This window comes from Allobosea sp. UNC402CLCol, assembly GCF_000745475.1.
Classification (GTDB): Bacteria; Pseudomonadota; Alphaproteobacteria; order Rhizobiales; family Beijerinckiaceae; genus Allobosea; species Allobosea spartocytisi.
This window is the reverse complement of the sequence record NZ_JQJJ01000008.1, coordinates 242,322-262,721: the sequence shown is the minus strand read 5'-3', so window position 1 is coordinate 262,721 and position 20,400 is coordinate 242,322. Positions and strand designations below refer to the sequence as shown.

Sequence of the window (20,400 nt, the reverse complement as noted above, 5' to 3'; positions counted from 1 at the left end):
CCGGTTCGCATGGCCAGAAGGCCGCAATGCCCGCCGCCGCGATCACCGCCATCGTCGTCAGCTACGACAGCGCCGAAGTTCTGCCTGCCTGCCTCGATGCGCTGGCAGGCGAGGGCGTGCCGGCGATCGTCGTCGACAATGCCAGCGGCGACGACAGCCGGGGCATCGCGGAGAAGCGCGGCGCGCGCGTCATCGCCAATGCCCGCAACGAAGGGTATGGCCGCGCCAACAATCTCGGCGTGGCGGCGGCGGATACGCCCTATGTGCTGATCGTCAATCCCGATCTGGAGCTGAAGCGGGGCGCTGTCGCTGCTTTGCTGGCGGCGGCCGAGCGCTACCCCGATGCCGGGATGCTGGCGCCGCGTATCGTCGAGCCCTCGGGGCGCGTCTTCCTGCAGCCGCGCTCGTTGCTCTCGCCTGATCATCTCAATCGCAGCGGTGCGATGGTCGTGCCGGAGGGCGATGCCTGCCTGCCGTTCCTCTCCGGTGCCTGCCTGCTGATCCCGCGCGAAACCTTCCTCGCGCTCGGCGGCTTCGATCCGGCGATCTTCCTGTTCTACGAGGATGATGATCTCTGCCGGCGGATGCGCGATGCCGGCCATGCCCTCATCCATGTCGATGGTGCCGAGGCACGGCATGGGCGGGGAAAGTCGAGTGCGCCGTCTCCGCAGCGGCGCTTCAAGGCGCGCTGGCACCTCGCCTGGTCGGAGCATTACATCGCCCGCAAATATGGCCTGCCGGAGCCGGCGCCGCTGCGCAGGCTGGAAAATCTCGGCAAGGCATTGGGGTACGGCGTCCTCCTCAACCGCGAGAAGATGTTCGCCCATGCCGGCTCCGCGGCCGGCGCGCGCGCCTGGGCGCGCGGCGAGACGGCGCTGGCATATGAAGGACTGGAGACCGCGTCATGATCCGCAACGCGCCGAGGATCGAGAAGGCGCTCGCCAATCCGCACAATAATTTCGGCCTGCTCAGGCTGGTGATGGCGCTCGCCGTGGTGGTCTCGCACGCCTTCAGCGTCACCGACGGGCGCGTCGAGCAGGAGCCCTGGTTCCAGACCACCGGCTTCACGCTCGGCGAGCATGCGGTCAACGGCTTCTTCGCGATTTCCGGCTTCCTCGTGACGATGAGCTTCGTCAGGCGCGGCTGGCGCGACTATGTGGTGGCGCGGCTGCTCAGGATCGCGCCCGGCCTGATCGCGGCGACGCTGGTCGTGGCGCTGCTGCTCGGCGCGGCGATGACCTCGCTCGATCTCGGCAGCTATGTCAGGGACCCGCGGCTCTGGCGCTTCATCTCCGCGACGCTGACCAGCTTCAAGAGCTCGGCGGCGCTTCCCGGCGTCTTCGAGCACAACCCGCTGCAATTCCCGATGGGAACGGTGTGGACGCTGAAATACGAGACTTTGTGCTATCTCGGCGTGCTCGTCGCCGGGCTCGCCGGCCTGCTGGCGAAGCCGCGCGTCATGCTGGCGGCCGGGCTGGCCCTGACGCTGGCGGTGGTGCTGCGCGAGGTCGTGACGCCTCACGGATCGAAAGGCACCGAGACGGCGCTGCGCCTGCCGCTGATCTTCCTCGCCGGGGGGCTGTGCTATCTCTATCGCGAGAGGGTGCCGCTCTCGCTGCCGCTGCTGGCGCTGGCCATTCTCGCTTTGGTGCCGCTGTCCTTCACGCCGCTCTACAAGGCGGCACTCTATCTCGTCAGCGCCTGGGGCGTCCTTGTGCTGGCGCTGGCCCCGGCTCTGACACGCCGTTCGGTCGAGCCGCCGGCCGATCTCTCCTATGGCGTCTATCTCTATGGCTGGCCGGCACAGCAGGCGCTGCATGCGCTGTTCCCGGGCCTCGGGGCGATGGCGCTGCTCTGGCCTTCGCTCGCCGTCACGCTGGTCGTGGCGGCGCTGTCCTGGTTCCTCGTCGAGAAGCCGGCGCTCGGCCTGAAGCGCCGCCTGCTCAAGGGCCCCTGACCGCGGCGATGAACTCCTCGATGCGGCTGCTGAGCAGGAGTGGCAGCAACGCGTCGATCCGCGGCTTGGGCAGATCCCACCAGCGCGTCTCCAGCAAGGCCGCGACCTTCGCCTCGTCGAAGCGCAAGCGGAAGACGCGGGCCGGATTGCCGGCGACGATGGCATAGGGCGGCACGTCTCGCCTGACCACGGCACGGGCGGCGATGACGGCGCCATGGCCGATCGTCACACCGGACAGGATCATGCATTGCGAGCCGAGCCAGACGTCGTGGCCGATGATGACGTCGCCGCGCGTCGCGTCATGCCCGGTGAAGCCCGCCGCTGCCGGCCAGAGCCGGGGCAGGGCGGGAAAGGGATAGCTCGTCGTCCAGTCGAGCCGGTGATTGCCGCCGAGCAGGATCTCGACGCCGTCGGCGATCGAGCCGTAGCGGCCGATGACGAGCTTCGCCCCGCTCTCGGGAAAGCGCACCTTCGGCCGGCCATAGGTATAGGCGCCGGCGACGATCTGGCCCGGCCGCCGGGCGACGAGATGCGCCAGATGCAGCCGGGTCTGGTTGTCGCGGTTCACGTATTTGCGCAGCAGGCCGCGGGTGACGGGCGGCAGGCCCGCCCACCAGGCCTGCAGCGCGGAAGGGCGCCAGTCGCGATCCTCGGGCGCGATGGCGCCCTCCGACTTATCGGGCATCGGCCTTGACATCGATCTTGTCGAAGATCTCGGTCGGCTGGGTGATGGTCAGCACGTCGGCGAGGCCGAGGCCGGACGGCGATTTCGCCGTGGCGTCGATCGTCAGCGTGCCGGGCTTGGCGACGAAGCGCGAGGCCGCCGACGCCAGGGTCTTGGCCGCATCGGACGGGCCCAGCATGGCGGCGAGCCCGACACTCGCGACCATCGTGAACTGCTGGCGCACCTCCTCGACCTTGCGGCCGGTGTCGCGCGCCTGCTTCGCGATCAGTTTCTCGACCAGACCGAAATTCTGCAGCTTGATCTGGAGGTTGCGAGCCGTCGCGCCGAGCGCCGCCACCTGGGCGAGCGCGAGGTCGCTCGAGAACAGGTCCTGCGTCACATTGGCGAGCGTGCCGTTGGCATCGAGCTGCACGAGGCCGGCGCTGCCGAGCGAGAGGGTGCGGATGGCGAGCTCGTTCTTCGCTGCCTCCCAGGCCAGGTCGAGCTTCGCCGAGAGGTCGAGCTTGTCGATGCCCATGGCGAGCAACTCTGCGATTCCCGGATTGTCGCCGGTATCGACGACCGGCGTGACCAGCTTGTCGATCGTCAGGCCGAGGCTGGTCGGAATGCCGTTCAGCGGCTCGCCACCCTTCAGCTCGAAGGTGCCGAGAGCGATCTTGATCGGCTGCTTGCCCGGGATGATCGGCGGCGCATCGACCGAAAGCCCGGTCAGGCGCATGGTCCCGATCTTCGGAATGAAGCGCCGGTAGTCGATCTGCTCCAGATTTGCGTCCGGGCTGGCGAGCAGAGTCCGCAATTCACGCGCGGCATTCCCGAAGGAGAAGCCGGAATAGCTGATCGAATCGACCTTGCCCTTGCCGGGGCCGCTGGTGAACGCCATGCCTTCGATCGCGAAGCCCGACTTGTCCGGCGCATTCTCGCCGAAGGCCATGCGCGTGATCGTCCACTCGACCGGATCCTTCGGCTTGGCGCCCTTGTCTGCCGCAGGCGGGCGAATCAGGGCCTTGAAATCGCGCGCCTCGCCGCTGCCGTACTCGAACATGTCGAACAGCGTCAGCATCGACAGGGCGAAGCGCTTCTCGACATCGCTCTTGTCGTCCTTGGCGGCCGACTTGTCGTCCGCCTTCTTCTCGAGCTCCTCGGAGCCCTTGCCGACCTTGTCGAGGAGGTCGAGCAGGGGCTCCGGCCCGACCTTCGCCGTGAAGCCGCGCGCCGTGGTCTTGCCGATCGACATTTTGCCGGCCTGGCCCATGTCGATGTCGTAGCCGTCCTGCTCGAAGCTGCCGATCACCGGGACATAGGGCTCGTTCGTTCCGGGCGCCGCCTTCTCGGTGAGGACACGCGCCGACTGCTTGAGATCGAGCATGTCGAAAGCGGTGCGCTTCAGCGTGCCCTTCATCGCCCCGGCAGGGCCACCCTGGGCGCTGAGGCTGGCGCTCCCCGATTCGCCATGCGCGATCTTGCCCTCGCGGATGTCGGTGAAGCGGATGTCACGATAGGTCGTGGACTGCTTCTGCTCGCCGAACGCCTGCTCCATGGTGAGCTCGGGCGCGCTGATCTCGGTTGCGGTCAGCTTCGCGATTCGGGTCGAGGCGGGCTCGTTCGCACCGCTGGCGAAAAGCGCGAGGAAGGCGTCCTTCTCGAGATTCGAGCCTTTGACGGCGACCTTCGGGATGCTGATGACGAGCCGGCCCAGATCGATGCGGACGTTGTCGACCTGGAAATCCGCGGCCCAGGCAGGAGCGGAAAACGCGACGAAAACAGCCGCGAGAGCCGTGTTCCCGAGATGCGTTGGCCGGCGAAGGCGCGCAGCGGTCATGATATTCTCCTGTTCAGTGCCGGGCGAAACTGCCGCAACCGAGCGGCGAAAGAAAGCCGTCCTTCGCTCGAGGGCGTCATAGGAGCGAATGATCATGACGGAATTCTTGACCTGAGACGGCGGAAAGCTGCCTTCTGCCGAAGATTCGCCATCGCCGCCTTCTAGCTCGGAGCCCGGCGACGATCGCCATGGAGTTCAGAAGCGATGCATGCCCTCCGAACCGCTTTCGCCGCAATCGCGCTTTTCCTCGCCGCGCTCGCTCCCCTGGGGGTGAGGGCACAGGCCCAGCCGGCCGCAGGGGAGGCGCCCGGGCTCGAAGCGCTGACGATCGTGAGCGGCGGCACGCGGCACGCCTTCCATGTCGAGGTGATGCGCACGCCGGACCAGCGTGCCAAGGGCCTGATGTATCGCAACTACCTGCCGCCGGACCGGGGCATGCTGTTCGACTTCGGAGGCAGCGAGCCGGTGGCGATGTGGATGCAGAATACTTATATTCCGCTCGACATGCTGTTCATCCGGGCCGATGGCACGATCGCTCGCATCGCGGAGAACACCGAGCCGCTGTCGACGCGGACGATTCCGTCCGGCGAGCCGGTGCTGTCGGTGCTGGAAATCAACGGCGGTGTCAGCCGGCAGCTCGGCATCAAGCCGGGCGACAAGGTCGAGCACGCGCTGTTCAAGCGCTGAACGGCGACGGGTGGCGTCCTGCGGGGCGAGACCGCTTCGCTTTGGCTTGCGGGTTCGGCCCATGGCGTGATAGCGAACCGCAACGTTTCGAGTGCCGTCGGGGTATAGCGCAGCCCGGTAGCGCATCTGCTTTGGGAGCAGAGGGTCCCAGGTTCGAATCCTGGTGCCCCGACCACTGGAAACGTCACGCCGCAGCCTGGCTTTCGGGCTGCATGGGATTTTGTGACGGCAGAGCGCTTTCATGACCGCACGCATCTATCGCCCCGCCCGCACGGCCATGCAGTCCGGCACGGCCAAGACCGAGCGCTGGCTGCTCGAATACGAACCGGAAAGCGCCCGCCAGATCGAGCCGCTGATGGGCTGGACCTCCTCCTCCGACATGAAGAGCCAGCTCAAGCTCTGGTTCGACAGCGAGGCCGAGGCGGTTGCCTATGCGACCCGCAACGGCATCCCCTACCGCGTCGAGCAGCCGCATGAGCCCGTGCGCCGCTCGATCTCCTATTCGGACAATTTCAAGTTCTCGCGCATCGGTCAGTGGACGCACTGAAGCGTCGAGGCGAGGATAGAACCGGTTACGGGCCCGTAGCTCAGATGGATAGAGCAGCAGCCTTCTAAGCTGCTGGTCGCAGGTTCGAATCCTGCCGGGCTCGCCATCGTTTCATAGCGGAATTCCTCTTTATTCTTCGAGGCGTTCTGACAGGCATGCTGCTATTCGTTCTGACTTAGAGCCGCGCCGATGGGTGCGGCGCGCCGTTCCCGGAACGCTCCAGCCTCGCCAGTGATCAGCGACCGCGCGGGTGTCGCGGATCGAACTGTACGATGTTCGAAAGGGCTCTTTCCTTTTCGGCTTCGGTCAGGTCGACCAGCAGGCCTTCGATGGCCTTTCGCAAGTGGTTGTCTGCTGCCGTTTGCCCGGTCACGCAGAAAAACGCGCTCAACAGAAGAACGGTGCACTCGTCATAGTTCGAGACGAACTGTTTTTGGTCGTGCTTCAACGACATGATGGCCCCATGCGGTACAAACTGTTTCAAATCGGGCCGGCATAGGCATAGCTGCCGACGGCCGCGCAATTTCGAAGCCAGCGCCTGGTTGCGGATTGGGCTGAGCCCTCCAACGCGGCGGGCGGGTCTGGCAGGCGCCCGGCTCAGCGCCCGGCATCTGCGCTCGGGCCAGGCGCGCTGCCTTGATCGCGCCCGAAAGGCGCTTCATCGGGAGCGGCTCTTCGGCTAGACCGGCTCTCTCGGCAAAAGCGCGGCCTCGGCGTCGCGAGGATGGATGATGTTTTCACTCACGCCCGCGATCGACCGGCTCACGGCTTTCGTCTCGGCCAGCCACGCGCGCGCCTGTGCCTTCCTGCTGCTGCTCTCGCTTTGCGCTTTCTTGCCGGGCTTCAGCACGCTGCAGCCGATTGACCGCGACGAGCCGCGCTTCGCGCAGGCCAGCAAGCAGATGCTGGAGACGGGCGATTTCGTCGATATCCGCTTCCAGGAGGAGGCGCGGCACAAGAAGCCCGTCGGCATCTACTGGCTGCAAAGCGCGGCGGTGAAGGCTGGCGCCGCGCTCGGTGTGCCCGAGGCACGCACGCAGATCTGGCTTTATCGCCTTCCTTCGCTGATTGGCGCGACGGCGACCGTGCTCCTGACCTATTGGGCGCTGCTGGCCTTCCTGTCGCCGCCGCTTGCGCTTCTGGGCGCTGCTCTGATGGCGACGGCGGTGCTGCTCGGCGTCGAGGCGCGTATCGCCAAGACCGATGCCGTGCTCGCCGCCTGTGCCGTCGCCAGCATGGGTGCGCTCGCCCGCACCTGGCTGGACTGGACACGCTCGCTCGCCTTCGTGCCGAGCCGGCGCAACTGGCTGGTGTTCTGGGGCGCCACCGCCATAGGCCTGCTGATCAAGGGCCCCATCGTACCGATGGTCTGGGGCCTCGCCATCCTCGTGCTGAGCGCGAGCCAGCGCTCCTTCCGCTGGCTGAAGCCGCTGCGCTTCGGGCCGGGGCTGCTGCTCTGCCTGATCGTCGCGCTGCCCTGGTTCGTCGCGATCATGGTCAAGACCGGCGGCAGCTTCTTCGCCGAGAGCGTCGGGCAGGACATGCTCGGCAAGGTCGCCGAGGGGCAGGAGAAGCATTGGGGGCCGCCGGGGCTCTATCTCCTCTTCTTCTTCGCGACCTACTGGCCGGCAGCGGCCTTCGCCGCCATGGCGGTGCCCTTCGCCTGGGTCCGGCGCAAGGAGCCGCAGATCCTGTTCCTGATCGCCTGGATCCTGCCGTCCTGGATCGTCTTCGAGGCGGTGCCGACCAAGCTGCCGCATTACGTGCTGCCGCTCTATCCGGCGATCACGGCCTTGCTGCTGCTGGCCGTCGTCAATGGTGGTATCGCTCGTCACCGGCGCGGGGCGGTGGCGACGGCGACGCTCGTCGTGACCGTGCCGCTCGCCCTGATGGCCGTGGTCATCTTCGGCAACTGGACGCTGGATCATGCGGTCCCGTGGCTGGCGCTGCCGTTCTTCGCGCTCGTCCTGACGGTCGGGGTGAGCGTCGTTGCCGCATTTCGGCGGCTCGAATTCGAGGGCGCGCTCTGGCGCTGCGTGCTGGCGAGCCTGTTCCTGACCGTCGCGATCTATCCCTTCGCCATCGAGAGCCTGCGCTCGCTCAAGCTCTCGCCGCGGCTGGCACAGGCAGCGAAGGCGGCGGGCTGCGCCGATCCGGCCGTGATCACGCTGGGTTATCGCGAGCCGAGTCTCGTCTTCCTGACCGGTACCGATCTTGCCATGGCGGCGGGCGGGACGCAGGCCGCCGCCTTCCTCGATCAGCCCGGATGCCGCGTCGCCTTCGTGGAGAGCCGCTTCGCCGGCGAATTCGACGCGGCGCTGGCTGCTTCGCCGGTGAAACCGCGCCTGCTGACGACGATCGAGGGGTTCAACCTGAATGGCGGGCGCAAGCTTTCGATCGCCGTCTTCGCCAAGGAGCCGGGCTGACCATCGGCCCCGGAACCAGATGGACATGAGAAAGGCCCTCGTCCCGGGGCGCCATTCCGCCCGGAATGACGTCTTGAAGGATGCTTCGGATGGCTCCCGAGCGTCCCGAAACATCCTCCAGGATGCTCCCTGTCATCGCTCCTCAGGGTGAGGGGTAGAATGTCCACAGTGCCGTCCAGAACGCAAAAGTGGTTCACACACAGCCGCATCTTGCTCTAGAGCAGTGCCAGCCATGTCCCGGATGAAGCCGTTTTGACCGAAGTCCCTTCCCCTCAGCCCTTGCTCAGCGTCGTCGTGCCCGTGCGCAATGAAGAGGGCAACATCGCGCCGCTCGTCGCCGACATCGAGAAGGCCTGCGCCGCGATCGGCCCCTTCGAGGTCGTCTACGTCAATGACGGCTCCACGGACGGGACGGCCGCGGCGCTGGCGGCGCTCGCGGCGGCCAAGCCATGGCTGCGCGTCGTCACCCATGCGCAATCCTGCGGGCAGAGCGCGGCGGTGCGCAGCGGCGTGCGCCATGCCCGCTCGGCCATCGTCGCGACGCTCGACGGCGACGGCCAGAACGATCCCGTTTTCCTGCCGGAGATGGTCGAGGCCCTTCAGAAGGCCGGGCTGGCGGCCGGGCTGGTGCAAGGGCAGCGCGTCGGCCGCAAGGACACCGGCTTCAAGAAACTGCAATCGCGCATCGCCAACACCGTGCGCGTGCGCGTGCTCAGGGATGGCACGCGCGATACCGGCTGCGGGCTGAAATGCTTCCGGCGCGAGGCCTATCTGGCGCTGCCCTATTTCGATGCGCTGCATCGCTTCATGCCGGCGCTGATGGTGCGGGAGGGCTACGGGGTGGTGCATGTCGATGTGCGCGACCGGCCGCGGCTCACCGGCGTCTCGAATTACGGCTTCTTCGACCGGCTCTGGGTCGGCATCCTCGACCTTGCCGGCGTCTGGTGGCTGATCCGCCGGCGCAAGCGCGTGCCGCAGATCGTCGCGGAGACCCTCTGATGCTGATCGACCTGCAACAGGCCGTCGGAAACTATTTCCACGACGTCTTCGTCAACAACATCGACTGGTGGGTGCTGCTCGGCGTGGTGGCGCAGGGACTCTTCACCATGCGCTTCGTCGTGCAATGGCTGGCGAGCGAGAAGGCGAAGCGCTCTGTCGTGCCGATGACGTTCTGGTGGTTCTCGATCGGTGGCGGAGCATTGCTGCTGGTCTACGCGCTCTACCGACGCGATCCGGTCTTCATCGTCGGCCAGGGCTTCGGCGTCTTCGTCTATCTCCGCAACCTGCAATTCGTGCTGCGGGCGAAGGCGCGAGGCGAGGATACCAATTCCGGGCCGGGCTGAGGTTCGTTCGGTGCCGGAGGCCGACGTCGTCAGCCGAAAGTCGTCATTCCGGACAAGCGGCGAAGCCGCGCCGATCCGGAATGACGGAACGGAGGTCTCTCAACCGTTCGACTGCGGGGCGCCGTCGGCCGCCGCGCCCTGGGAGGCCGGAGCTGGCCCGGCCGCGCCCGGCGGTTGCGGCTTGCGCATCGCCGCGGAATAGGCCGGGTAGCGCTCGCGATAGGCCTTGAGGAACTCCGAGATCGTGTCGGCGCTGGCGGCGGCGCGCGCCAGCTCGCGGATGTCGGCCGCCTTGTTCCGGTTCGCCCCGGTCATGAAGGCGAAGGTGCGGGCATCGGCGCTCTGGGCCATCTTCGGCGCGAATTTGCTGCGCAGCCGGTCGAGCGAGAGCGCTTCGTTCGCCATCACATAGGAGATGCCGGCGCGCATCACGTCGGCGCGCTGGCTGTCGGTGAGCGGGCTGTCACCGCGCCAGCTCTCGTCGAGGATGCGCTCATAGGCCTCGCCCGCCTCGCGCCAGCGCCGGCCGGTCCAATAGATATCCGCACGCAGCCGGTCGACTTCCGGGCCGCGCTCGCTCTCGAGCATCTCGAAGGCCTGATCGGTGCGCGAGAGGTCGGACAGGGCCTTGCTTTCCAGCAGCAGGCGGGCGCGCCTGACATCGGCCGGCAATTCGACGAGGCGCGTCGCGTTGAGGGCGCGCACCGCATCGGCGGGCTTGCCGTTCATCAGGTCGATCATGGCGAGACGCGCGGCGACCGTCGAGCGTGCCGCCCCCGTCAGGCGTCGGTCCATCTGGTATTTCAGGATCTCGGCCGCCTGGTCGAGCAGGTCGAGCTCCACCAACCTGTCGGCGAGCAGGCGGGTGATCTCGTCGCCGCGCCGGCCGATCGGCAGGAACTCCTTGAAATCGTAGAAGAGGGCGAGCGCGTCGATGCGCGGCAGCTTGTCGGCGCCGCCATCGGCGAAGAGCTCGGCGAAGCGCTGTGCCGTCTCGTCATGCATCCGCCGGGTCAGCGGATCGTCGGGGAAATTCTCGTTGGCGCGGCGAGCGATCAGGAAAGCGTCCCGCCAGCGCTTCTGGTCGGTGTAGAGCCGGTTGAGCTCGGCCAGGGCCTCGATCTCGACGCGGCCGCCACGCCAGACCACCGAGACGGTTTCGAGCCGGGCGACGGCCTCGTCGACCTTCAGGTCGCTGCGCTTGTCGGTGTCGGCGAGTTTCACCGCGCGCAGTTGCGCCTCCGCCGCGACGGGGCGGCTCGTGGCCTCGAACAGGGGTCGGTAGCCGTTCATCGCGATGTCGGCGCGCCCGCTGGCGTCGTCGAGCATCGCCTGCAGCAGAGCCAGCTTCTCCTGGTCGAAGTTGTCGCGCGGCATGTCGGCGAGGGCCTGGACCTGCCGCTCGGCCATGCCCATGTCCTGCGTCGCGAGGGCGGCACGCGTCATCGCCTCGCGGAATTCTCCCTGAAGGTCGGCCGGGTAGCGCTCGAGAAACGCTTCGCCGCGACGGAAGCCGGCAAGGGCCTGGGCATTGCGATTGAGGCGCTGCTCGATCAGGGCGCGCCAGAGGGAGGCTTCCGCATCGTCCTTGATCGGCGCCGCCTCGAAGGCGGCGAGCGCTTCCGGGTTGCGGTGCATCTGCGCCGCCGCGACGCCCTTGAGGAAGAGCGCCTCGCGATTCGCGCGCATCGGCTGATCGTCCCGCATCAGCGCATCGAGCGGGCCAAGGGCCTCGGGGGCGAGGTGATTTGCCAGGTAGAAGCGGGCGAGCGCCAGCCTTGCTTCCGATTTGTGGCTCCGCGATGCGCCCGCCGCATCCTGGATCAGGGCCCGGGCCTGCTCCTGCGGCGAGCCGAGGCGCAGTTTGGCCCAGCGCTCTGGGTCGAGGAGGGGAGGCGCCGGCGGCGGCTGGTCCGACTGGGCGGCAGCCTGGGTCCCGTCCTGGCCGGAGACGTCGAGCGAGACGGTGAGCCCTCCGGCACGGCCGATACGGACCTCGTTGGTGCCGGCACGCGTGACGATGTCGTCCGAGCGCGGCTGGACGGCGAGGCCCTGCGCGGTGGGCAAAAGGCCGAACTCGACGAAGCGGTAGGGCTTCGGCGTCAGTCGGGTCGGGCCCAGCGTGGTGGCGACGGCGACGGGCAGTCCCGCAGGTCCGGATTCCAGCCAGTGCACGCCGGTCAGGCCGGGCATCGGCACGGCGAGGATCGTCTGGCCGCGCTCGTCGACGCCGCGCCGTGGCTCGATCGCCGCGGCAGGCCCGCCGCCCTCCTCAGCGAGGTCGAGCGACCAGCCGTTGCCGTCGGCGAAGAAGCGGGCGAGCGGCTGGCCGGCGAGGCGCAGCCTGACGAGCGTGGCCTTGCCCTCGCGGCTGACCGTGCTGTCCTCGATCTGCTGCGGCAAACGCCCGGTCAAATCGGCGGGGTCAATGGTGTCGCGCGTGTCGAAAACCAGCGTCATCGTGCCGGAGTCGAGGAAGGCGGCGGCGCCGGTGGGGCGGGGAAAGCGGAAGTCGAGGCGCTTCTCGGCCGCGACGATCGCGACCTTCGACGGGGCGGGCTCGGGCGCAGCCGGCGCTGCGGCGGGTGGTGTCGCCCCGGGGGTGAGCCTGGCTTCCTGGGCGGGAACGGAGCTGCCCGCGGCCGTGGCCTCGGTCGGTTGCGCCGACACGGGCGAGGCGGCGACGGGGGTGGCTGCGGGCTCGGGCAGCGTTTGCAGGGACGCAAGCGAGAGCGCCGAAGGCTTGGCTGGCCTGAGCAGGTCGACGACCAGCCCGGTCTCGTCGTCGAAGCTGCGCGCCTGCCAGTCCGGCGGCAAGGCGAGCGTCAGGCTGAGCCGCTCCTTGCCGGCGTCGAGCGCGGCCAGCGCGATGCCTTCTGGCAGGGCGGTGCGAAGGGCGGCCTCGTCAGCGTTCATCGCCCGGTCGAAGGTGAGCTTGAGCTTGCCGTCGGAGAGGTCGGACGCCATCGCCGTGCCGGCAGGCGCCTTGAAGATCAGGCGCTCCAGCGTCGGCAGGCTCGCGCTGCGCATCGACAGCATGGCCGCGGGCGCCGGCGGCTGTCGGCTCGCCTCCCTGGCCCTCGCCTCGGCCAGGCGCAGGCGCTGGGTCAATTCCGCGATCACCTCGGGCGGCGGGCCGGGCAGCAGGCCGGTCCAGTTCTGCGGCAGGAGGTCGATGAAGGCCTTGTCGCCGGCCTCGATCAGATTGGCCTTATAGGGCTGCGTCAGCGCGAAGCGCATGCCGCGCCCGTCCGGATCGATGCGGGCGATCGAGACATAGTTCGGCAATTCGCGCGCGACCTTCGCGACATCGACCGTGACAGGATCGCCGAAGGCGACGATCAGCACCCCGTTGGCGACGCGCACGCGCGTCTGCGTCGGCTGGTCGAAGGCGAGCGAAAGGCGGCCGAAGCCGGCCGGCATCGCCTCGCCGCGCAGCGTGGCGCTGGCGGCAAGAGCAGGCGCATTCAGACCGGCCGCAAGCGCAAGCGCGGTCAGCCCGATACCGAAAGCGAGGGAACGCGACAGACGCAAAACCGGAGACTCGACCCAACGCGGCAGGCCGGACTCGCATCCCGGGGGATGCGCCGACCTGCGCGCAGGTTACTGCGTCAAGCATAATGGCTGCTTAACGCGGCGCCCCGGCTTGCCGGCATCAATGCCGCTTGCAGTCGTCGCGGAAGCGCTTGCGCGCCTTGCCGTGGAGCCCCTTCTGATCGGCCTGGGTCGAGCATTCCTTTGACTTGGCAGCCTTGTCGGCGGCGCTCACCGTGGTCTTGGCGCCCGTCGTGGCCGGCTTGGCGGGAGCGGCCGGAGCCGGCGCGGTGACGGCAGGCTTCGCCGGGGCGGAGGGGGCCGGGGTGGCGGTCTGCGCCAATCCATAGCTCGTCGTCATGGCGAGCATGGCGAGCGGGAGCAGGTAGCGGGCCAGCTTCATGGAGGTCGTCCGTCAATAACCCGGATAATCGGTTCCTGGCAGTCGCCGGGTCGGCTGTCGGATAACAGAAATTCGCGCCTCTCCGGTTGAACGGCTCCTGAACGAATCTTGACCGTGATGGGGCGGGGTACAGGGGCTACGGCATTGGATCGGTCTCGTGTTCGATCCGATGCCTTGGCTCGTTGTCTTGGCATCGGCTTTTCCCCAAAGCCGCACGCCCTTTTTCGAGCCGATGCCCTAGCGCGAGGCCGGCGCGATCGCCGGGAGTTCGTTGCCCGGCAGGGCGGCCTCGCTCGCGACGCGGTCGAGCGCCGGGCCGCGGCCGCTCGTCGCCAGCGCGATGGTGAGCTTCTCCGCCCGCTCGGGAGCCATGGCGGCGAGCACTTCCGACATCTTGCGCGGGTTCATCTGCTGCACCACCGGCACGAGCACGTCGAGGCTCAGCCGATCGAAGACGCGGGCGGCGTCCTTGGGCTTCATCGCCTCGTACATGATGACGAGGTTCTTGATCGCCTTGGATTCCTCGACGGCGGCCCTGGCAGCCGGGCTGTTCTTCTCTTCCAGGGTCTTGAGGTCGCCGACGCGGCCGTCGAGCTTCTTCTCGGCGGTGTCGAGCAGGCGCTCGCGCATCTCCAGCTCGCGCATGCGGCCGTCGAGCTCCTCGCGGCGCTCGCCGAGGCGTTCCAGCAGCGCCTTTTCGGCTGGCGAGACGGGCTGCGCCGTGCCGTTCATGATGCCGGCCTTGTTGTTCGGGTTCGCGGCGCGGGCGGCTTCCGCCTTGGCGTCGGCTTCCGCCTTCTCCTTGTCCTTCTTCGGATCGGGGGCGGGCACCGAGCCCGTCGTCTCCGGGTCGAAGATATCGGGAGCGTGGGCCCGGGCGATGCCCTTGGCGAGCCCCCGGACTTCCGGTTCGGGCTTCGCCTTGGCGGAGGCGGCGAAGGCCGGGGGGCTTGCCGGGATCGTGCCCCGATAGGGCTCCGCCGTCCAGGCGAGCAGCTTCAGCGCCAGGAGACCCATGGCGCCGAGGATGACTGCCGGCAGGAGGCGGGGCCGTTCGATCACGCAGCTTGGCCCTCGAGGCGACGGGCGGCGCGGGCGCGGATCGCTGCGGCGGACTGCGCCGCGCTTTCCAGGCGGGAGAGCGGGGTGGGCTCGACCGGGGCGGGCGGCTGCGCTTCGGCTACCGGCTTCGCGACGAGGGCGGCGGCGCTGACGATCTGGCCGATGCGCTCCATCACGGCCTGGCCGGCCTCGACCTGCGCGGCGAGGTCGGCGGCGTAGCGCTCGGCGGTGCGCAGGCGCTCCTCCAGCGTGCGGTCGCAGTCGCCGAGCGTGTTCTTGAGGCCGGCGATGGCGCGTTCGGCATTGTCGGTCGCGGTGACGAGCGCGCCGACGGTCTGGCGCATCCCGGCCTCGTCCGCCTTCAGCCGCTCGATGCGCTTGGCCAGGATGTAGCAGGTGATGATGGTGGCGACGAGCAGGCTGGCGACAAGCGCATCGGCGATGAGGTTGATCGTCATGGCTGTCCTGCTCAGTTGGTGGCGCCGAGATGGCTGGCGAGACTGTCGAACGCGGCGAGCGTGGTCTTGGAGCGCCGCAGCGGGCTCGTGACCTGCACGGCGATCTTGCCGTCGACCCGGCCGACGCGCCCCTCGGTCACCATGAAGTCGCCGCAGCGCAGCGACACGGCCGAGTCCGGGCGGGCGTCGAACATCAGCGTGTCGCCGATCTCGAGCTGCATCACGCGCTTCAGCGGCATCCGGGTTTCGTGCAGCACGCAGGTGACGTCGACATCGGCCTGCCAGACCTCGGTGGCGAGGTGGTTTTCCCAGATCGGATCGCGCCCGAGCTTCTCACCCATGAAGCTTTCGAGCAGCAATTCACGGATCGGCTCGATGGTCGCATAGGGCAGGAGGATGTGCAGCGAGCCGCCCCGGCCTTCCATGTCGAACTTCAGCTCGACGCGGATCGCGGCATTGGCCGGCCGCGAGATCGAGACGAAGCGCGGGTTCGACTCGACCCGGTCGATGGTGAAGGTCACCGGCGAGAGCGGCTTGAAGGCGGCCTCGGCGTCGCCGAGCACGAGCTGGATGACGCGGCGGATCAGCTGGATCTCGATCGAGGTGAAGGGGCGGCCGTCGACGCGCGGGGCGGGCTGGCCGCGCTTGCCGCCGAACATCGTGTCCAGCACCGAATAGGTGAGGGCGGTCTCGATGGTGACGAGGCCGAAATTATCCCATTCCTCGGCCTTGAACACCGAGAGCAGCGCCGGCTGCGAGATCGAGTTGACGTAGTCGCCGAAGCGCACCGAGCGGATGCTCTCCAGCGTCACCTCGACATTGTCGGTGAAGAAGTTGCGCAGGCTGGTCGAGAGCAGGCGCACGAGACGCTCGAAGATGATCTCGAGCATCGGCAGGCGCTCATAGGCGACCGAGCCGGAATCGACGATCGCCTGGATGCCGTTGCGCGAGGCGCTGTCCTCGGCGCTGGAGAAACCGAGCATCGTGTCGATTTCGTCCTGCGACATCAGGCGGTCGGTGCCGCCTTCCTGCTCGCCATCCTCCTCGAAGGTGGCGGGCATCGTCGACCACTCTGCCGCCATCGTCTCGGGCGTCAGCGGCTGGTCGCGGGGCTTATCCGGATTGTCGCGTTCGAGGCTCATCGGGATGCCGTCACTTCGTTGCGGTCGTCGGGGCGATTGGAGGCGCTCATTGCACCAGCAATTCCTTGAACAGAACGGCGTCCACCTTGGCGGGGTAGACCGTCATGTTGACCCGGCGCAGGAGCTCCTCCTTCAGCCGATACATCCCGGCCGAGCCATCGAGGTCGGAGGGGCGCAATTCGCGCATGAAGATCTGGAAGGCGTCCTCGACGCGCGGCAGCAGCGGCTTGACCTCCTCGGAGACCTTGGCGTCGCCGATCTCGAGCACGACCTTGATCTTCATGATCGGCTGACGGTCCTGCTGGCCGCCATTCGACATGCCGATCATCATGTCCTTCATTTCGAGGAAGGTGGCGGGCTTCTTGACCTTGGCGGCGGCCTCTGCGGCCTGCTCTGCCGAGGGCCGCTTGAACAGGAACCAGTAGCCTCCGCCGCCGGCGGCGGCCAGCAAGGCGACGGCGGCAATGACGATGACGAGCTTCTTCTTGCCGCCTTTCGCCGCTTCCTGGCCCGAGGCGCCTTCGTCTTCGGTCTTGGCTTTCTTCGCCATCTGCTTCAGCCCCGGGCCGTCCGGCCGGCGTCCTGCCGACCTCTCCCGCACCATCTCCAATCACGGTTAACGTCCCGTTAAGGGCGGCAGATTTTGCCGGGCCATTCTTGCCGTTGCGAACGGTTGTGCCGGGTGTCGGCATCGATCTGTCACTAAGAAAACCTTTTTAAATCAATCACTTGTCTGAGTTAACCATGCTGGCACGGCGCTTGCCGAGTGTCCGGTGTGGCGACTGCGCTGGGGAGCGTCGAGGTCGCCGCGGGACATATCGGGAGTTAAGCCGTGGAGAACGCCTCTCTCATCGGCCTTTCGCGCCAGGTCGCCCTGTCGCGGGAGCTGGACGTCATCGCCAACAACATGGCGAATGTCGGCACGAGCGGATTCAAGGCGCGCAGCGCGCGCTTCAGCGAATTCGTCATGCCGAAAGCCAAGGCCGAGGCCTTCAAGCCGGCCGACCAGGCGCTGTCCTATGTCATCGACAAGGGCACGCCGCTCGACCTTTCGCAGGGCGCGACCGAGTTCACCGGCAATCCGCTCGATGTCGCGCTGAAGGGCGACAACTTCCTGGTCGTGCAGACGGCCGGCGGCGAGCGCTACACCCGCGCCGGCTCGCTGACGATCAATCGCCAGGGCCAGCTCGTGACGCAGTCCGGCCAGACCGTGATGGGCGAGGCGGGGCCGATCACCTTCGGCAACACCGAATTCGACATGCGCATCGCCGCCGACGGCACGGTGACGAGCGACCAGGGCACGCGCGGCAAGCTCCGGCAGGTCCGCTTCGCCAATCCGACCGCGCTGGTGAGCGAGGGGACGAACCTGTTCTCCTCGCCGACGCCGCCGCAGGCCGTCCCGGCCGGCACGCGTCTGGAGCCCGGCTCGATCGAGCGCTCGAACGTCAAGGCCGTCACCGAACTCACCCGGCTGATGGAGGTGCAGCGCGCCTACCAGAACGTCGCGAACATGATCAGCCGCTCCGACGACCTGCGCAGCAAGGCGATCTCGCGCCTGGCTGACCAGCAGGCCTGAGCCGGAAAGGAACCTCTCCCATGCGCGCCATGCAGACAGCCGCCACGGGCATGATGGCCCAGGAGATGAACGTCCAGGTCATCTCCAACAACATCGCCAACGTCCGGACCACCGGCTACAAGCGCCAGCAGATTCACTTCCAGGATCTGCTCTACGAGAATTTCCGCCGCGCCGGCTCGGCCAGCTCGGACCAGAACACGCAGGTTCCGGCCGGCACCTTCATCGGCTCGGGCGTCAAGACGGTCTCGACCGGCCGCGTCATGACGCAGGGCAACATCAGCCCGACCGAGAAGCCCTATGATCTGGCGCTGCGTGGCGAGGGCTTCTTCAAGATCCGCATGCCCGACGGGCGGACGACCTATTCGCGCGACGGTTCCTTCGATCTCGATGCGCAGGGCCAGCTCGTCACCCGCGACGGCTATCTGGTCGAGCCCGGCATCACCGTGCCGAACAACGCCGCCTCGGTGAACATCAACGCCCAGGGCATCGTCGAGGCGACGATTCCGGGCCAGACCGCGCCGCAGCAGCTCGGCCAGATCCAGCTCACCCGCTTCGTGAACAAGGTCGGTCTCGAATCGATCGGCGACAATTTGTTCGTCGAGACGGCCGCCTCCGGCCAGCCGATCGACGGCTTCGGCGGCGGGGAGGGTTTCGGCACGCTGCAGCAGAACTATCTCGAAGAAGGGAACGTTCAGGCGGTCACGGAGCTCTCGTCGCTGATCGCGGCCCAGCGCGCCTATGAGATGAATTCCAAGGTCATCACCGCCGCCGACCAGATGATGTCGGCGACGACGCAGATGTTCCGCGGTTGATCGGGAGGGCCAGCATCATGATCCGCCTCACCCTCACAGGATTGCTGCTCGCCGCCGCGGCCTTCGACGCCGGCACGGCGCTGGCGCAGCAGCCTCGCGCACGGAGCGGGACCGCTCCGGTCGCCATCGCTTCGGCGGCCGCGACGCAAGCTGCCCCGGCCCCGACCGTTGCCGCTGTTCCCACGCACAGGCTCGTCCTGCGGCCGGAGCTCAATCTCGTTCGAGACCTCGTCACCTATGGCGACCTGATCTCGGGGCTTTCCGGCGATCTCGCCGGCATGGCCGCCTTCCGGGCGCCGGCGCTCGGCGAGACCGGCACGATCCAGGTCGGCCGCATCGTCGAGGCGGCCCGTGCCGCAGGCGTGATCCGGGACGCGGCGGAGCTGGAGAGCCAGGGTTTCGCACAGGTCGTGGTGACCCGCGCCGCCCGGCGGATCGGCGCCAACGAGATCGAAGCGGCGGTGAAGGCCGGGCTGCAGGAGCGCTTCGGCGTCGATGCCCGCATGTTCGCGCTCGCGATCGACGGTGGCGCGCCGCCCGTGGCGATCGAGCCGGAGCTGACCGGCGAGATTGCCGTGTCCGACCTCTCCTTCGATGCCCGCAGCCGGCGCCTCCAGGCGCGGCTCACAGTGCCCGGCAGCGCCGCCATGCGGCTGAAGCCGCTGCGCATCCTGGGCCAGCTCGTCGAGACGGTCGAGGTGGTGGTGCCCAAGCGTGCGATCGCGCGCGGCGAGACGCTCGGCCGGGACGATGTCATCGTCGAGCGGCGCCCACGCGACGGCCAGGGCAGCGAGCTGATCGGCGATTCCCGCGCCGCCATCGACAAGGTGGCGCGCCGGGCTTTGCTCGCCGGCGTGCCGCTGCGCACTGGCGACGTCCAGCGCGAGGAGATCGTCGCCAAGGGCGAACTCGTCACCATCGTCTATGAGGGGCCGGGCCTGCTCATCACCATGCGCGGCCGGACGAACGATTCCGGCGCGATGGGCGATGTCGTCTCCGTCACCAATCCCCAGTCCAAGCGCACGCTGCAGGGCACCATCACCGGCCCCGGCCGCGTCTCGGTCAAGCCGGCCATCGGCCGCATCGCCAGCGCCCAGTGAGTATCGTCGTGGAAAGCGTCATGATCCCGAACCGCATCCTCAAGCTCTCCGGCCTTTTGCTGCTGACCGCCTCGCTCGGGGCCTGCGGCGTCGGCGACCGCCTCGCCAATGTCGGGCAGGCCCCGACACTCTCGCCCGTCGAGGACCCGACCGCGGCGAAGGGCTACAAGCCCGTCCAGATGCCGATGCCGGCGATGGAGCACGCCTCCTTCGCCCCGAACTCGCTCTGGCGCACCGGCTCGCGCGCCTTCTTCAAGGATCAGCGCGCCCGCAATGTCGGCGACCTCGTCACCGTCAAGGTCAAGGTCACCGACAAGGCCCAGCTCAACAACACGACCCAGCGCTCGCGCAAGAACGGCGAGGATTTCGGGGCGGCCAACACCTTCGGCTTCGAGAACAAGCTCGACAAGTTCCTGCCGGACGGCGCCAAGGCCGACTCGCTGCTCAAGCTCGATTCGGACTCGTCCAGCCAGGGCGCGGGCTCGATCAACCGTTCCGAGACGCTGGCGACCAATGTCGCGGCGGTGGTCACCCAGAACCTGCCGAACGGCAACCTGGTGATCGAGGGCAAGCAGGAGATCCGCGTCAATTTCGAGGTGCGCGAGCTGATCGTCGCCGGCGTCATCCGGCCGGAGGACATCGAGTCGGACAACACCATCGATTCGACCAAGATCGCCCAGGCCCGCATCGCCTATGGCGGCCGCGGCCAGATCACCGACGTCCAGCAGCCGCGCTACGGCCAGCAGGTGATGGATATCCTGCTGCCCTTCTGAGCCGCGCCGATCTTCCGAAATCCGGCCGGCGCGGAACGCTCCCCCTTGTCTCCGCTCCGGTTCGGCCGGCGGTTCC

Annotated in this window: 20 protein-coding genes and 2 tRNA genes; 13 read left to right on the top strand and 9 right to left on the bottom strand. The window is 67.9% G+C overall.

Annotated elements, in window-relative coordinates; all coding sequences use genetic code 11:
- The first annotated feature begins 26 nt into the window (after nt 1-26).
- Both GY40_RS03260 and GY40_RS03255 read left to right on the top strand, forming a co-directional pair.
- A complete protein-coding gene (locus tag GY40_RS03260; RefSeq protein ID WP_038359946.1) occupies nt 27-908 on the top strand; it encodes a glycosyltransferase family 2 protein in 882 nt (293 codons plus the stop codon).
- Nucleotides 905-1,957: an acyltransferase family protein gene (locus GY40_RS03255; protein ID WP_038358633.1), complete on the top strand. Its 1,053-nt coding sequence runs from the start codon at nt 905-907 to the stop codon at nt 1,955-1,957. Before GY40_RS03260 ends, GY40_RS03255 begins: the two co-directional genes overlap by 4 nt.
- Here the strand turns inward: GY40_RS03255 and GY40_RS03250 are convergent.
- Nucleotides 1,944-2,642, bottom strand: coding sequence for a CatB-related O-acetyltransferase (locus GY40_RS03250; RefSeq protein WP_081925086.1), 699 nt, complete (start codon nt 2,640-2,642; stop codon nt 1,944-1,946). The genes GY40_RS03255 and GY40_RS03250 overlap by 14 nt on opposite strands.
- On the bottom strand, nt 2,632-4,461 hold the full coding sequence (locus GY40_RS03245; protein WP_038358631.1) for a hypothetical protein: 1,830 nt from the start codon (nt 4,459-4,461) through the stop codon (nt 2,632-2,634). Before GY40_RS03245 ends, GY40_RS03250 begins: the two co-directional genes overlap by 11 nt.
- A 204-nt stretch (nt 4,462-4,665) precedes the next feature.
- On the opposite strand from GY40_RS03245, the gene GY40_RS03240 reads away from it, so the two are divergent.
- From GY40_RS03240 to GY40_RS03225, 4 genes are all read left to right on the top strand, one after another.
- Nucleotides 4,666-5,148, top strand: a complete 483-nt coding sequence (locus GY40_RS03240) for a DUF192 domain-containing protein (RefSeq protein WP_051987471.1) — start codon at nt 4,666-4,668, stop codon at nt 5,146-5,148.
- A 98-nt stretch (nt 5,149-5,246) separates the two neighbouring features.
- Nucleotides 5,247-5,323 (top strand) — tRNA-Pro (locus GY40_RS03235).
- Between the two features lie 66 nt (nt 5,324-5,389).
- The gene (locus GY40_RS03230) at nt 5,390-5,695 is read left to right on the top strand and encodes an ETC complex I subunit (protein WP_038358630.1); all 306 of its coding nucleotides are present in this window, start codon (nt 5,390-5,392) and stop codon (nt 5,693-5,695) included.
- A 29-nt stretch (nt 5,696-5,724) separates the two neighbouring features.
- Nucleotides 5,725-5,801: transfer RNA gene (locus GY40_RS03225), tRNA-Arg, on the top strand.
- 129 nt (nt 5,802-5,930) lie between these two features.
- Here GY40_RS03225 and GY40_RS03220 read toward each other — a convergent pair.
- A complete protein-coding gene (locus GY40_RS03220; RefSeq protein ID WP_038358629.1) occupies nt 5,931-6,149 on the bottom strand; it encodes a hypothetical protein in 219 nt (72 codons plus the stop codon).
- A gap of 274 nt (nt 6,150-6,423) precedes the next feature.
- Here GY40_RS03220 and GY40_RS03215 point away from each other — a divergent pair, with 274 nt between their 5' ends.
- The 3 genes from GY40_RS03215 (at nt 6,424) to GY40_RS03205 (ending at nt 9,464) form a co-directional block, all read left to right on the top strand.
- Nucleotides 6,424-8,121 (top strand): ArnT family glycosyltransferase, encoded by a 1,698-nt coding sequence (locus GY40_RS03215; RefSeq protein WP_038358628.1) that lies wholly within the window; start codon nt 6,424-6,426, stop codon nt 8,119-8,121.
- Between the two features lie 252 nt (nt 8,122-8,373).
- On the top strand, nt 8,374-9,120 hold the full coding sequence (locus tag GY40_RS03210; protein ID WP_038358626.1) for a glycosyltransferase family 2 protein: 747 nt from the start codon (nt 8,374-8,376) through the stop codon (nt 9,118-9,120).
- Nucleotides 9,120-9,464, top strand: coding sequence for a lipid-A-disaccharide synthase N-terminal domain-containing protein (locus tag GY40_RS03205; RefSeq protein ID WP_113254706.1), 345 nt, complete (start codon nt 9,120-9,122; stop codon nt 9,462-9,464). The genes GY40_RS03210 and GY40_RS03205 overlap by 1 nt, the downstream gene beginning before the upstream one ends.
- A gap of 99 nt (nt 9,465-9,563) precedes the next feature.
- Here GY40_RS03205 and GY40_RS03200 read toward each other — a convergent pair whose 3' ends face one another.
- The 6 genes from GY40_RS03200 to fliL all read right to left on the bottom strand — a co-directional run bounded on the left by GY40_RS03200 (nt 9,564) and on the right by fliL (nt 16,613).
- A complete protein-coding gene (locus GY40_RS03200; protein WP_051987470.1) occupies nt 9,564-12,998 on the bottom strand; it encodes a hypothetical protein in 3,435 nt (1,144 codons plus the stop codon).
- Between the two features lie 121 nt (nt 12,999-13,119).
- Nucleotides 13,120-13,401 (bottom strand): hypothetical protein, encoded by a 282-nt coding sequence (locus GY40_RS03195; protein WP_051987469.1) that lies wholly within the window; start codon nt 13,399-13,401, stop codon nt 13,120-13,122.
- Between the two features lie 237 nt (nt 13,402-13,638).
- Nucleotides 13,639-14,463, bottom strand: a complete 825-nt coding sequence (locus GY40_RS03190; RefSeq protein ID WP_051987468.1) for a MotE family protein — start codon at nt 14,461-14,463, stop codon at nt 13,639-13,641.
- On the bottom strand, nt 14,460-14,921 hold the full coding sequence (locus GY40_RS03185; protein ID WP_038358625.1) for a DUF6468 domain-containing protein: 462 nt from the start codon (nt 14,919-14,921) through the stop codon (nt 14,460-14,462). Before GY40_RS03185 ends, GY40_RS03190 begins: the two co-directional genes overlap by 4 nt.
- Nucleotides 14,922-14,932: 11 nt before the next feature.
- Entirely contained in the window at nt 14,933-16,063 is a 1,131-nt protein-coding gene (fliM, locus tag GY40_RS03180) for a flagellar motor switch protein FliM (protein ID WP_051987467.1), read from the bottom strand.
- Nucleotides 16,064-16,109: 46 nt separating this feature from the next.
- The gene (fliL, locus tag GY40_RS03175) at nt 16,110-16,613 is read right to left on the bottom strand and encodes a flagellar basal body-associated protein FliL (protein ID WP_038358623.1); all 504 of its coding nucleotides are present in this window, start codon (nt 16,611-16,613) and stop codon (nt 16,110-16,112) included.
- Between the two features lie 282 nt (nt 16,614-16,895).
- Between fliL and flgF the strand changes: the two genes are divergently transcribed.
- The 4 genes from flgF to flgH are packed head-to-tail and all read left to right on the top strand — an operon-like array spanning nt 16,896 to nt 20,324.
- Entirely contained in the window at nt 16,896-17,639 is a 744-nt protein-coding gene (flgF, locus tag GY40_RS03170; RefSeq protein WP_038358622.1) for a flagellar basal-body rod protein FlgF, read from the top strand.
- Between the two features lie 20 nt (nt 17,640-17,659).
- Nucleotides 17,660-18,451 carry a flagellar basal-body rod protein FlgG gene (flgG, locus tag GY40_RS03165; protein WP_038358621.1) on the top strand — a complete coding sequence of 264 codons (792 nt, stop codon included), beginning with the start codon at nt 17,660-17,662 and terminating at the stop codon, nt 18,449-18,451.
- A 17-nt stretch (nt 18,452-18,468) separates the two neighbouring features.
- The gene (gene flgA, locus GY40_RS03160; RefSeq protein ID WP_051987466.1) at nt 18,469-19,551 is read left to right on the top strand and encodes a flagellar basal body P-ring formation chaperone FlgA; all 1,083 of its coding nucleotides are present in this window, start codon (nt 18,469-18,471) and stop codon (nt 19,549-19,551) included.
- A 20-nt stretch (nt 19,552-19,571) separates the two neighbouring features.
- Nucleotides 19,572-20,324: a flagellar basal body L-ring protein FlgH gene (gene flgH / locus GY40_RS03155; RefSeq protein ID WP_051987465.1), complete on the top strand. Its 753-nt coding sequence runs from the start codon at nt 19,572-19,574 to the stop codon at nt 20,322-20,324.
- Nucleotides 20,325-20,400: the final 76 nt, after the last annotated feature.

Coding starts and splice junctions, on each gene's coding strand:
- GY40_RS03260 (WP_038359946.1), top strand. CDS start 27: ATGCCCGCCGCCGCGATCACCGCCATCGTCGTCAGCTACGACAGCGCC.
- GY40_RS03255 (WP_038358633.1), top strand. CDS start 905: ATGATCCGCAACGCGCCGAGGATCGAGAAGGCGCTCGCCAATCCGCAC.
- GY40_RS03250 (WP_081925086.1), bottom strand. CDS start 2,642: ATGCCCGATAAGTCGGAGGGCGCCATCGCGCCCGAGGATCGCGACTGG.
- GY40_RS03245 (WP_038358631.1), bottom strand. CDS start 4,461: ATGACCGCTGCGCGCCTTCGCCGGCCAACGCATCTCGGGAACACGGCT.
- GY40_RS03240 (WP_051987471.1), top strand. CDS start 4,666: ATGCATGCCCTCCGAACCGCTTTCGCCGCAATCGCGCTTTTCCTCGCC.
- GY40_RS03230 (WP_038358630.1), top strand. CDS start 5,390: ATGACCGCACGCATCTATCGCCCCGCCCGCACGGCCATGCAGTCCGGC.
- GY40_RS03220 (WP_038358629.1), bottom strand. CDS start 6,149: ATGTCGTTGAAGCACGACCAAAAACAGTTCGTCTCGAACTATGACGAG.
- GY40_RS03215 (WP_038358628.1), top strand. CDS start 6,424: ATGATGTTTTCACTCACGCCCGCGATCGACCGGCTCACGGCTTTCGTC.
- GY40_RS03205 (WP_113254706.1), top strand. CDS start 9,120: ATGCTGATCGACCTGCAACAGGCCGTCGGAAACTATTTCCACGACGTC.
- GY40_RS03195 (WP_051987469.1), bottom strand. CDS start 13,401: ATGAAGCTGGCCCGCTACCTGCTCCCGCTCGCCATGCTCGCCATGACG.
- GY40_RS03185 (WP_038358625.1), bottom strand. CDS start 14,921: ATGACGATCAACCTCATCGCCGATGCGCTTGTCGCCAGCCTGCTCGTC.
- fliM (WP_051987467.1), bottom strand. CDS start 16,063: ATGAGCCTCGAACGCGACAATCCGGATAAGCCCCGCGACCAGCCGCTG.
- fliL (WP_038358623.1), bottom strand. CDS start 16,613: ATGGCGAAGAAAGCCAAGACCGAAGACGAAGGCGCCTCGGGCCAGGAA.
- flgG (WP_038358621.1), top strand. CDS start 17,660: ATGCGCGCCATGCAGACAGCCGCCACGGGCATGATGGCCCAGGAGATG.
- flgA (WP_051987466.1), top strand. CDS start 18,469: ATGATCCGCCTCACCCTCACAGGATTGCTGCTCGCCGCCGCGGCCTTC.
- flgH (WP_051987465.1), top strand. CDS start 19,572: ATGATCCCGAACCGCATCCTCAAGCTCTCCGGCCTTTTGCTGCTGACC.